Origin of the sequence: Pseudomonas arabinosi (genome assembly GCF_047758675.1) — a bacterium.
In the GTDB taxonomy this organism is placed as follows: domain Bacteria; phylum Pseudomonadota; class Gammaproteobacteria; order Pseudomonadales; family Pseudomonadaceae; genus Aquipseudomonas; species Aquipseudomonas arabinosi.
This window is the reverse complement of the sequence record NZ_CP180480.1, coordinates 2,231,028-2,243,392: the sequence shown is the minus strand read 5'-3', so window position 1 is coordinate 2,243,392 and position 12,365 is coordinate 2,231,028. Positions and strand designations below refer to the sequence as shown.

Genomic DNA, 12,365 nt, shown 5'->3' with positions numbered 1-12,365 from the left:
GCCGATGCGAATCAGAGCAGTACTTTTCGACATGGACGGCACCCTGCTCGACACCGCGCCGGACTTCATTGCGATCTGTCAGGCGATGCGTGCCGACCGCGGCTTGCCGCCGATGAACGACAAACACATTCGCGACGAGATCTCCGGCGGCGCCAAGGCGATGGTCGCCGTGACCTTTTCCATGGACCCGGAATCACCGGGTTTCGAGGAATTGCGCCTGGAGTTCCTGGAGCGTTACCTCGCCGGTTGCGCGGTTCACAGCAAACTCTTCGACGGCATGGGCGAACTGCTGGCCGACATCGAGAAGGCCAACCTGATCTGGGGCGTGGTCACCAACAAGCCGCTGCGGTTCGCCGAGCCGATCATGCAGCAACTTGGCCTGGCCGAGCGCTCGGCGTTGTTGATCTGCCCGGACCATGTGAAGAACAGCAAACCGGACCCCGAGCCGCTGATCCTGGCGTGCAAGATGCTCGACCTGAACCCGGCCAGCGTGCTGTTTGTGGGTGATGACCTGCGCGATATCGAATCCGGTCGCGATGCCGGCACCAAGACCGCCGCCGTGACCTATGGCTACATTCATCCGGACGATAACCCGCGGCACTGGGGCGCGGACGTGGTGGTCGATCATCCGCTGGAGTTGCGCAAGGTGCTCGATAGCGCTTTGTGTAGTTGCTGATTCAGATCAAAAGATCGCAGCCTGCGGCAGCTCCTACAGGGGACCGCGATCGGCGTAGGAGTTGCCGAAGGCTCGGGCCGCGTTCGGACGATCTTTTTCGACCCTGTTAACGGATTTTGTTGAGGTTTCTTATGTTTGATTATTCCGCCCGCCCAGAATTGCTCAAGGACCGGGTCATCCTGGTCACCGGCGCTGGCCGTGGCATCGGTGCTGCCGCCGCAAAAACCTTCGCTGCACACGGTGCCACCGTGCTGCTGCTGGGCAAGACCGAAGCCAACCTGACTCAGGTCTACGACGAAATCGAAGCCGCCGGCCATCCACAACCGGCCGTGATCCCGTTCAACCTGGAAACCTCCCTGCCCCATCAATATGATGAGCTGGCAGCGATGATTGAAACCGAATTCGGCCATCTCGACGGTTTGTTGCACAACGCGTCGATCATTGGCCCGCGTACGCCGATCGAGCAGCTGTCCGGCGAAAACTTCATGCGGGTCATGCACGTCAACGTCAACGCCATGTTCATGCTGACCAGCACCCTGCTGCCGCTGCTCAAGCTGTCGCAGGATGCTTCGGTCGTATTTACCTCCAGCAGCGTCGGCCGCAAGGGTCGTGCGTATTGGGGCGCTTATGGCGTGTCCAAGTTCGCCACCGAAGGCTTGATGCAAACCCTGGCCGACGAAGTCGACACCGTGGCACCGGTACGCTCCAACAGCATCAACCCGGGCGCCACCCGCACCAGCATGCGCGCCCAGGCTTACCCGGGTGAAAACCCACTGAACAACCCGACGCCCGAGGAGATCATGCCGGTCTACCTCTACCTGATGGGTCCGGACAGCACCGGCATCAACGGACAGGCGTTCAACGCTCAGTAACGTCCGCACGTCGCTTTTGTGCCGCGACGGCTTCCCGTCGCGGCACTCAGAGTGCGTCGTAACCCCCCCGCCACAAGTCAAACAACTGTCACCAAACGCAACGACGTTCTTTAACGACAGCTTCAATAGTTTGATTTATAACGATTTTTATCCGACTGAACTGAATGGCACGACTTTCGCTCTAAATTTGCTCAGACACGCAGTGTGAAAGCAAACGGGCGGACGCCTGAGCCGACAGGTTACTTATCGTCGGCAAAGCGGACTAAACTTGCGCCAAATGTCCTACGGGACTGATGGACCAGTATGACGCGCAGCCCAAAGCCGCTCTCACCCAGCCTGTAAGACAGCCTTACTGCTTAGGGGCGCACGACATAATGAAATCACCTTCCCAGACCAACGCAATTGACTTCGATGCTGCCAAATTGCAACGCCTGGGCTTTGGTCAGCAGCCTCCTCTTCAGGAGAGGCCTGCCAACCTTGCGCAACTGCGCCAGAAGTTGAGCCTGCTGTTGCAAACCAGTCTTGAGCCGCAACGCATTCTCGGGCTCTTCTTCCGTGAGATTCAGCGACTTGTACCGCTTGACGCCTTGACGTACGAGCACAAGGCCAGCGACTTGCGCCTGGAGTTCGGCCTGCGCGGCCATCACTCGATCAGCTACAGCCTCAGCCATGAAGGCGAGCACCTGGGCGAACTGGTATTCCGCCGCAATCAGCGTTTCAGTGAGCAGGAACAAGGCAACGTCGAGTCGCTGCTGTCCGCATTGCTGTATCCGATGCGCAATGCCTTGCTCTACCGCGCTGCCACCCAAAGTGCCTTGCGCGATCCGCTCACGGATACCGGCAACCGCATTGCCATGGATCAGACCCTGCAACGGGAAATCGAGATGTCACGTCGGCATCTGCAACCCTTGTCGCTGCTGATGCTGGACATCGATCACTTCAAACGCGTCAACGACAACCACGGACACAGCGCCGGCGATCACGTGCTCAAGGCCGTTGCAGCCTCGATCAAAAACCAGTTGCGCAACGTGGACATGGTCTTCCGTTTTGGTGGCGAGGAGTTCCTGATCCTGCTGTCCAACACAAGTCGTGAGGCGGCAGCCATGGTTGGCGAACGGCTACGATTTGCAGTGCAGGCAGAGGAATATTCGGCCGACGGCCATGCGATCGAGCTGACGGTCAGCCTTGGCTGCTCGACGCTATTGCCCGGTGAGTCTGCCGACAGCCTGTTACGACGGGCCGACAGTGCGTTGTATGTGGCCAAGCGCGAGGGACGTAACCGGTTGGCGATGGCGGGCTGAATGCCCACGGCGGGCACGCCTGATCAGCGGCCCGCAACGAAAGGAACTAGCGCACAGCGCCGCGCAATTCCCCCACCATCCCTTGCAACCTGGCTGGCTCTGCCGCCTCAACCGACACCGCAGGCCCTGCCACCAGCGTCACCCGTGACCACAACCGGCGAAACACGCCCTTTTGCGGATCGCGGCTGAAGAAACTCCCCCACAAACCCTGCAAAGCCAACGGAATCACCGGCACCGGCGTCTCTTCGAGAATCCGCGTCAACCCACCCTTGAACTCGTTGATCTCGCCATCGGCAGTCAATTTGCCCTCAGGGAAGATGCACACCAACTCGCCGTCCTTCAGATACTGAGCAATGCGCGTGAAGGCCTTTTCGTAGATCTGAATGTCTTCCTGACGCCCCGCGATCGGAATGGTCCCGGCCGTGCGGAAGATGAAGTTCAGCACTGGCAAGTTGTAGATCTTGTAATACATCACAAAGCGAATCGGCCGACGCACCGCGCCGCCAATCAGCAAGGCATCGACGAAGGACACGTGATTGCACACCAGCAACGCCGCGCCTTCATCGGGAATCAACTGCAGATTGCGATGCTCCACGCGGTACATGGAATGGCTGAGCAGCCAGATCATGAAACGCATGCTGAACTCGGGGACGATGCTGAAGATGTAGGCGTTGACGCCAATGTTCAGCAGCGACACCACCAGGAACAGCTGCGGGATCGACAGCTTGACCATGCTCAGCAAGACGATCGAGACAATCGCCGAGACCACCATGAACAACGCGTTGAGAATATTGTTGGCGGCAATCACCCGCGCCCGCTCGTTCTCGGCGGTTCGCGACTGAATCAGCGCGTACAGCGGCACGATGTAGAAACCGCCGAAAACCCCAAGCCCCAGAATGTCGATCAACACCAGCCAGGCGTGGCCAAACCCCAGGACTTCGATCCAGCCATGGCCTGTAACGCTGTCTGGAATCCCACCGGAATGCCACCACAGCAACAAACCAAAGACCGTCAGACCGAACGAGCCGAACGGCACCAGACCGATCTCGACTTTGCGTCCGGAGAGTTTCTCGCAGAGCATCGAACCGAGTGCGATACCGACCGAGAACACCGTAAGAATCAGCGTCACCACGGTTTCGTCGCCGTGCATCCACTCCTTGGCATAGGCCGGGATCTGCGTCAGATAAATCGCCCCGACAAACCAGAACCATGAGTTGCCGACAATCGAGCGTGACACCGCTGGCGTCTGCCCCAAGCCCAGCTTCAACGTGGCCCAGGACTGGCTGAAAATGTTCCAGTTCAGGCGCATTTCCGGGGAGGCGGCTGCGGCCCGTGGAATGCTGCGGCTGGCCAGATAGCCGAGCACCGCAACACCGATGATCGCCGTGGAGACGATCGGTGCGTAATGACTGGAGGACATCATGATCCCGGCACCGATGGTCCCGGCGAGGATCGCCAGGAAGGTGCCCATTTCCACCAGGCCGTTGCCACCCACCAGCTCTTCGTCACGCAAGGCCTGGGGCAGGATCGAGTATTTCACCGGCCCGAACAGCGCCGAGTGAGTGCCCATGGCAAACAGCGCCACCAGCATCAACGACAGGTGATCGAACATGAATCCGACCGCGCCTACCGCCATGATCGCGATTTCCCCGAGCTTGATCAGACGAATCAGCGCGTCCTTGGCGTACTTTTCACCGAACTGCCCGGCCAGCGCCGAGAACAGGAAGAACGGCAGGATGAACAGCAGCGCACACAGGTTGACCCAAATCGAGCGATCACCGTCGATAGTCAACTTGTAGAGAATGGCGAGAATCAACGACTGCTTGAAGATGTTGTCGTTGAACGCCCCGAGCGATTGCGTGACGAAGAACGGCAGGAAGCGCCGGGTGCGAAGCAAGGTGAACTGTGAGGGGTGACTCATCTTCCATGTGTCCCTGATGTTGGGTAGAGAGTGGCGTGGATGCAGTTATTGGAATATCCAACGGCGATCCAGGCCACACATTACCTAAACTTTGCAGGTTATTTCTTTAATCCTGCAATACACGGCGAGACAAACAACTCACCCCGCCAGGCGCCCTGCACTGTCCGTTTGGCGACGATCAGCCACATCACCGCCAGCAACACCACCAGCACACAACCGAAGGCGCTGAAAAACGTCAGGTTCAAGGTGCTGGCCAGTTTCAACGTCGCCAGTGAATAGACGCCCAACGGGAAGGTGAAACCCCACCAGCCGAGATTGAAAGGAATGCCGGCGCGCAGGTAACGCAGGGTGATGAGCACCGCGATCAGCATCCACCACAGTCCAAAGCCCCACAGGGTGATCCCGGCCACCAACCCCAGCCCTGCGGCGATTTCACCGATGCCCGGCAGACCGTTGGCAGCGAAGATCGCCGGAGCATCCGCGCCCAACAGCAACATGCCCAGCGCCCCGGTGCCGATCGGGCCGAGCGCCAGCCAGCTGGAGGCGGCCATGTTTTCGTGAGGCAGTTTATGCAGCGCCATGCGCAGCAACAGAATGGTCAGAATGCTGAACGCCACCGGTAAGGAAAAGGCCCAGAGCACGTAGCTGGTCACCAGCATCACCAGTTGCGAATGGGCATCGGCCAGGTGCGGCGCCAGCAGACCACCGCTGGCGGCCGCCACTTCCGCCGCCACCACCGGCAACAGCCAGACGGCGGTCATCTGGTCGATGCTGTGTTCCTGGCGAGTGAACATCAGGTAGGGAATCAGCACGCCGCACGCCACAGACATCGCCACGTCCAACCACCACAGCACCTCGGCGACATGAATCACGCCCTCGCCCCAACGCGGCAGACCGAACACCAGGAAACCATTAATGATGGTCGCCAGGCCCATGGGGATGGTGCCAAAAAACATTGAAACCGTGGAGTGGCCGAAAATTCGCCGCGCCTCATCGAAAAACAGCGCCCAACGCGCCGCGTATAGCGCAGTGAACAAAACGAACAAAACGATATTGAACAGCCAAAGGGCTTCGGCAATCGCATGCAAACCGGCATTAGCGCCAGGCAACTGCGCGAGCGCTAACGCCAGCACACCGGTGCCCATGGTGGCGGCGAACCAGTTCGGCGTGAACTGGCGGATGACTTCACGCGGATGCTGCAAATGACTGAAAGGTTTGAAACCGGCCGGGGCGGTGTTGAGGCATGTCATGGCGAACTCCTGTCCTCTGTTGAGGTGGAGCTCATGGTAGATCCGAATCGAATATCGATATAACGGGTAATATCTCTAACTGTTATCTGTTTTGTAGATATAGCGTCAAACACTGCCTTCCGTTTCGATCACCAGGATTCTCGCCGCACCCTGCGGATGGGCAACGTGTTCGGTACCGACATCGGCATAAAAGATATCGCCTACGCCCAACATCACTTCCTTCTCCTGACCTGCTTCGCGATAACGCATCTGCACGACGCCATCCAACACCACGAACACCTCTTGCCCATCATTGATGTGCCATTTATAGGGCTGATCGGTCCAGTGCAAACGCGTGGTGATGCCGTTCATGTTGGCGATATCCAACGCGCCCCAGGCACGGTCAGCGGTGAAGGATTTGCTGCGGATGATTTTCATGCGTCGGTCCGTCGAAATGAATGGCGACGCCAAGGCTAGCGGTCATCGAACATCGACGCCACAGACTTTCATGGACTGCTGACGCATCAACGCGATCAGAGCGCCGACCGAGAGAACAATCAGCACCGCGCCGTAACCATCGGTGGTGGCCACCAGCCCGAAGGTCCTGGTCAAGTTCCCGGCCAGCAACGACGGCAAGCAGAACGCCAGATAACTGAGCACGTAGTAAGCCGACATCAACCCTGCCCGCTCATGTGGCAAGGCCAGCGGCACGACGCTGCGCAATGCACCGAGGAAACCGGCGCCGAAACCGCAGCCTGCGACCAGCGTGCCAACAAAAAACAGCGGCAGGCTGGCGCTGTGCACCGCGATCAGAATCAGCGCGACACCGACGGGCAGCAGACTGCCGCCCAAGCGCAAGACCTTGTCTGCCGGCCGATCACGCAGGGTGTAGATCATCAACGCGCCGGTCACCGTCAACACGGCCACCGTCGCACCGCCAATCAGATTTGAGGTCGATCCGGTGGCCGTGCGCACCAGAGACGGCGCCAAAGAAGCGTAAAAACCACCGAGCGCCCACACCGCGATGTTGATCGGCAGCACCAGCCACAACGCACGTCGCGCCTGGATCGGCACATGCAGGGTCGGCCGCAGGGAAGCCCAGGCTCCCGGTTGCCGACTGACGCTTTCCGGCAAACGCCAGACGTACAGCGCTTGCATCACAAACAGCGCGAACAGCACCCAATAGGTCAACTGCAACGGCAACGGCGCAAACTCGGCCAACAAGCCGCAGCCCATGGCACCCGACGCCATGCCCAGCAACGGCGCGACACTGTTGATCAGCGGCCCTTGCTGGCGATCGGTGTCCAGCAGTGCCGCACTCAATACGGCAGTGGCCATCCCCGTAGCAAAACCTTGAAGCACTCGTGCGCTGATCAACCAGGCGACACTGTCTGCATTGATAAACAGCAGCATCGCCAGCATGTTCAACATCACAGCGGCAAAAATCACCGGTTTGCGCCCCAGGTAATCCGAGAGCGAACCGACCGTGAGCAATGCCGCCAGCAAGCTGATGGCATACACGCCGAAAATCAGGGTCAGAGTCGCTGCCGAGAATTGCAGGTGCTCCTGGTACAAGTGATACAACGGCGTCGGCGCCGTGGACGCCGCGAGAAAACTGAGTAAGGTGATCGCCAGGAACCACAGGCTTGAACGATTAGACGTTGAACTGGACATGGGCATTCTCCGCAAAAGCTAACTTTTTGCTTTTGCGGAGTGTGCTACTGACTAGGGCTTAAAGCAAATTCTTTGTGTTAAGGTCCGATGCATGGCTATTTAGGACCTGTCATCACTTATTTCCTGCGCCGCGTTGCCGCCTGAAAGCGGACCAGGCAAGGCGCAGGCCGTAGGGAATGTCGTTTCCTTGCCAAGGACTGCAACGCAGCATGGCCCGCTTTCAGGCGGCAACCCGTAGGGCCGGGCCTGCTGTTGCGCAGGCCTGCGTTGCTCGTCGTTCATTTGGAAAAACCAAACCACACTCCTCGCACCTTGGCCTGCGCAACAGCAGACCCGGCGCGACGCAGGAAATAAGTGATGACAGGTCCCAGTTTACGCCCTGGTGGTAGAAGTGCCCGGGTGCAAGAGTCGGTTCATTCGGCAGTCCGCGATCTCCTCGAAGAGCAGGACCGCACCACCGTAACCGTCCCGCAAATCGCCGCGCGCGCCGGCGTCACGCCGTCGACCATCTACCGGCGCTGGGGCGATCTGTCGGTGTTGTTGGCGGATGTCGCCCTCGCCCGCATGCGCCCCGAAAGCGAGCCGGCCAATACCGGCAGCCTGCACGGTGACGTGCGTGCCTGGGCGGAGCAGTATCTGGACGAAATGAGTTCCGAGCCCGGCCGCAACATGTTGCGTGACGTGCAATGCAGCACCACACCGGCTCTTTGCGCGACGATCATTGGCGGGCAGTTGCAGACGATTCTGGATCGTTACCCCGATCAGCCGAAGCCAAACGTTGATCGACTGATCAACTTGGTGGCGGCGCCGACGGTGTTTCGCATCCTGTTTTCAGCGGCGCCGCTGGAGGTTGAGGAATTGCATCGGTTGATCGAGATTGCGTTGAGTCAGTGAGGCCGCCTTCGCGAGCAGGCTCGCTCCCACATTTGATCACCAGTGCTCACAAATGATGTGTTCACAGTAGATCCCCTGTGGGAGCGAGCCTGCTCGCGATGAGGCCTGCACAAACACCCAAGATCTCACTGGCACACCGCCTGCGACACCCCGCCACGCCGCGACCTTGGTCGACACTGACTAACCCCTGCCATCGTGCGAGACTGTCTGTCCGGGCGGGAGTCCCGGGTGTCTTTTGTCTGGAGTTCCCATGTCGCTGTCCAGCGGGCTGATCGCCGCCGTCGCCCTGGCCTATATGGCCATCATGTTCGCCATCGCCTTCTACGGCGACCGTCGCAGCACACCGTTGCCTCCGCGAGTGCGCGCCTGGGTGTACAGCCTGTCGCTGGCCGTCTATTGCACCAGCTGGACCTTCTTTGGCGCCGTGGGCCAGGCCGCCGAACAGCTCTGGTCTTTCCTGCCGATCTACCTCGGGCCGATCCTGCTGCTGGTGTGCGCGCCGTGGGTCCTGCAAAAAATGGTGATGATCAGCAAGCAGGAGAACATCACCTCCATCGCCGACTTCATCGCCGCGCGTTATGGCAAATCCCAGTCGCTGGCGGTGGTGGTGGCGCTGATCTGCCTGGTCGGCGTGTTGCCCTACATCGCATTGCAACTCAAGGGCATCGTGCTCGGGGTGAACTTGCTGATCGGCGCCGGTGCCGACGCCATGGGCACTCGCGCCCAGGACACGGCGCTGATCGTGTCGCTGGTGCTGGCGCTGTTCACCATCGTCTTCGGTACCCGCAACCTCGACGCCACCGAACACCACCGCGGCATGGTGCTGGCGATTGCGTTCGAATCGCTGGTCAAGCTGTTCGCGTTTCTCGCGGTCGGCGCGTTCGTGACCTACGGCCTGTACGACGGTTTCGACGACCTGTTCGACCAGGCCATGCTCGCCCCGCGCCTCGAAGAGTATTGGAAGGAAACCATCAACTGGCCGTCGATGGTGGTGCAGACCGGCGTGGCGATGATGGCAATCATCTGCCTGCCCCGACAGTTCCACGTGACCGTGGTAGAAAACATCGACCCTCAGGATCTGCGCCTGGCCAAATGGGTGTTTCCTGCCTATCTGGCGCTGGCGGCGCTGTTCGTCGTTCCTATCGCCCTCGCCGGTCAAATGCTGCTGCCGAGTTCGGTGCTGCCGGACTCGTTTGTCATCAGCCTGCCGCTGGCCCAAGCCCATCCCGCCCTGGCGATGCTGGCGTTTATCGGTGGCGCCTCGGCGGCGACCGGCATGGTAATTGTCGCCAGCGTGGCGCTGTCGACCATGGTCTCCAACGACATGCTGTTGCCATGGTTGCTGCGGCGCAACAACGCCGAGCGGCCGTTCGAAGTGTTCCGCCAGTGGATGCTCTCGGTGCGCCGAGTCAGCATTGTGGTGATCCTGCTGCTGGCCTACGTCAGTTATCGCCTGCTCGGCTCGACGGCGAGCCTGGCAACCATCGGCCAGATCGCCTTCGCCGCCGTGACCCAACTGGCCCCGGCCATGCTCGGCGCGCTGTACTGGAAACAGGCCAATCGCCGAGGCGTGTTCGCCGGTCTCGCCGCCGGGACATTCCTCTGGTTCTACACCCTGATCCTGCCGATCGCGGCCCACAGCCTCGGTTTGTCCTTGAGCAGCTTCCCGGGGCTGGCCTGGTTGCACAGCAACCCGCTGAACCTGCCGCTCACCCCGCTGACCCAAGGCGTGGTGTTGTCGCTGGCGGCCAACTTCACGCTGTTCGCCTGGGTGTCGGTGCTGTCACGCACAAGGGTGTCGGAGCACTGGCAGGCGGGGCGTTTCATCGGTCAGGAAATCAGCGCCCGCCCCAGCGCCCGTTCGATGCTGTCGGTGCAGATCGACGACTTGTTGCAGCTGGCCGCACGCTTCGTCGGCGAAGAACGCGCCCGTCAGAGTTTTATCCGCTTCGCCTACCGTCAGGGCAAAGGCTTTAACCCGAACCAGACCGCCGACGGGGAATGGATCGCCCACACTGAACGTTTGCTGGCCGGTGTACTCGGCGCTTCTTCGACCCGTGCGGTGGTAAAAGCCGCCATCGAAGGTCGGGAAATGCAACTCGAGGACGTCGTCCGAATCGCCGACGAAGCTTCGGAAGTGCTGCAGTTCAACCGCGCGCTGCTGCAAGGCGCGATCGAGAACATCACCCAGGGCATCAGTGTGGTCGACCAGTCGCTGAAACTGGTGGCCTGGAACCGGCGCTATCTGGAGCTGTTCAACTACCCGGATGGACTGATCAGGCTTGGCCGCCCGATTGCCGACATCATTCGCTACAACGCCGAACGTGGCCTGTGCGGCCCCGGCGAAGCCGAAGTGCACGTCGCTCGCCGCTTGCACTGGATGCGACAGGGTCGCGCCCATACCTCTGAAAGACTTTTCCCTAATGGCCGTGTGATCGAGCTGATCGGCAACCCGATGCCGGGCGGCGGTTTCGTCATGAGTTTCACCGACATCACCGCGTTCCGCGAGGCTGAGCAAGCGCTGACCGAAGCCAACGAGGGCCTGGAGCGACGGGTCACCGAGCGGACCCATGAACTGTCGCAACTCAACGTCGCCCTGACCGAAGCCAAGGGCACCGCGGAGTCGGCCAACCAGTCGAAAACCCGTTTCCTCGCGGCGGTCAGCCACGACTTGATGCAACCGTTGAACGCTGCGCGATTGTTCTCGGCCGCCCTTTCCCACCAAGACGACGGCCTCTCCGGTGAGGCGCAGAAACTGGTCCATCATCTGGACACGTCACTGCGCTCTGCCGAGGACTTGATCAGCGACCTGCTGGACATTTCCCGCCTGGAGAACGGCAAGATCAACCCTGATCCCAAACCGTTCGTGCTCAATGATATGTTCGATGTCCTCGGTGCCGAGTTCAAGGCGCTGGCCCGCGACCAGGGGCTGAAATTCCGCGTCAGGGGCAGTACGTTGCGCATCGACAGTGACATCAAACTGTTGCGACGAATCCTGCAGAACTTCCTGACCAATGCCTTCCGCTACGCCAAAGGCCCGGTGCTGCTAGGGGTTCGCCGACGCAAGGGCGAGTTGTGCCTGGAAGTCTGGGACCGTGGCCCGGGCATTCCGCTGGATAAACAGCAGGTCATTTTCGAAGAGTTCAAACGCCTCGACAGCCACCAGACGCGCGCTGAAAAAGGCCTGGGGCTGGGCCTGGCGATCGCCGACGGGTTGTGTCGCGTGCTGGGTCATACGTTGCGCGTACGCTCCTGGCCGGGGCGCGGCAGCGTGTTCAGCGTCAGTGTGCCGCTTGCTCGGGCGCAATCCGCGATCCCGACCAAGGTCTCCGAACTCAATGGCAAAGTGCTGAGCGGCGCGCAGGTACTGTGCATCGACAATGAAGACAGCATTCTGATCGGTATGAACAGCTTGCTCACGCGCTGGGGTTGTCAGGTCTGGACCGCGCGCAACCGCGATGAGTGCGCGGCGCTGCTCAGCGATGGGATGCGGCCGCAATTGGCGCTGGTGGATTACCACCTGGACGATGGCGAGACCGGGACCGAACTGATGGCTTGGCTGCGCACCCGATTGGGTGAGCCCGTGCCAGGGGTAGTGATCAGCGCCGATGGGCGGCCGGAGACGGTGGCCCAAGTGCATGCGGCGGGGCTGGATTACCTGGCTAAACCGGTGAAACCGGCGGCGTTGCGGGCGTTGTTGAGTCGGCATTTGCCGTTGTAGCGCGGCAGGGCTGAACCTTGCCGTGGTGCAACTGCCGCCATCGCGAGCAAGTCGGATCGCCGCACCGTCGCTCCCAC

9 protein-coding genes are annotated in these 12,365 nt (G+C 60.5%); 5 read left to right on the top strand and 4 right to left on the bottom strand.

Annotation, left to right across the window (positions count from 1 at the left end; translation table 11 throughout):
• Positions 1-4: 4 nt before the first annotated feature.
• From mupP to ACMXYJ_RS10480, 3 genes are all read left to right on the top strand, one after another.
• Positions 5-676, top strand: a complete 672-nt coding sequence (gene mupP, locus ACMXYJ_RS10490; RefSeq protein ID WP_415759742.1) for an N-acetylmuramic acid 6-phosphate phosphatase MupP — start codon at positions 5-7, stop codon at positions 674-676.
• 131 nt (positions 677-807) lie between these two features.
• Positions 808-1,548, top strand: a complete 741-nt coding sequence (locus ACMXYJ_RS10485) for a YciK family oxidoreductase (RefSeq protein ID WP_415759741.1) — start codon at positions 808-810, stop codon at positions 1,546-1,548.
• Between the two features lie 374 nt (positions 1,549-1,922).
• Positions 1,923-2,849, top strand: a complete 927-nt coding sequence (locus ACMXYJ_RS10480) for a GGDEF domain-containing protein (protein ID WP_415759740.1) — start codon at positions 1,923-1,925, stop codon at positions 2,847-2,849.
• Positions 2,850-2,895: 46 nt separating this feature from the next.
• Here the strand turns inward: ACMXYJ_RS10480 and ACMXYJ_RS10475 are convergent, their stop codons facing one another.
• From ACMXYJ_RS10475 to ACMXYJ_RS10460, 4 genes are all read right to left on the bottom strand, one after another.
• A complete protein-coding gene (locus ACMXYJ_RS10475; RefSeq protein WP_415759739.1) occupies positions 2,896-4,770 on the bottom strand; it encodes an MFS transporter in 1,875 nt (624 codons plus the stop codon).
• Between the two features lie 98 nt (positions 4,771-4,868).
• Positions 4,869-6,020 carry a TDT family transporter gene (locus ACMXYJ_RS10470; RefSeq protein ID WP_415759738.1) on the bottom strand — a complete coding sequence of 384 codons (1,152 nt, stop codon included), beginning with the start codon at positions 6,018-6,020 and terminating at the stop codon, positions 4,869-4,871.
• 105 nt (positions 6,021-6,125) lie between these two features.
• Positions 6,126-6,437: a cupin domain-containing protein gene (locus ACMXYJ_RS10465; protein ID WP_046047998.1), complete on the bottom strand. Its 312-nt coding sequence runs from the start codon at positions 6,435-6,437 to the stop codon at positions 6,126-6,128.
• A gap of 42 nt (positions 6,438-6,479) precedes the next feature.
• Positions 6,480-7,673, bottom strand: a complete 1,194-nt coding sequence (locus ACMXYJ_RS10460) for an MFS transporter (RefSeq protein ID WP_415759737.1) — start codon at positions 7,671-7,673, stop codon at positions 6,480-6,482.
• A gap of 357 nt (positions 7,674-8,030) precedes the next feature.
• Between ACMXYJ_RS10460 and ACMXYJ_RS10455 the strand changes: the two genes are divergently transcribed.
• Both ACMXYJ_RS10455 and ACMXYJ_RS10450 read left to right on the top strand, forming a co-directional pair.
• Positions 8,031-8,567: a TetR/AcrR family transcriptional regulator gene (locus ACMXYJ_RS10455; RefSeq protein WP_415759735.1), complete on the top strand. Its 537-nt coding sequence runs from the start codon at positions 8,031-8,033 to the stop codon at positions 8,565-8,567.
• Between the two features lie 250 nt (positions 8,568-8,817).
• Positions 8,818-12,288 carry a hybrid sensor histidine kinase/response regulator gene (locus ACMXYJ_RS10450; protein ID WP_415759734.1) on the top strand — a complete coding sequence of 1,157 codons (3,471 nt, stop codon included), beginning with the start codon at positions 8,818-8,820 and terminating at the stop codon, positions 12,286-12,288.
• The last annotated feature ends 77 nt before the right edge of the window (positions 12,289-12,365 follow it).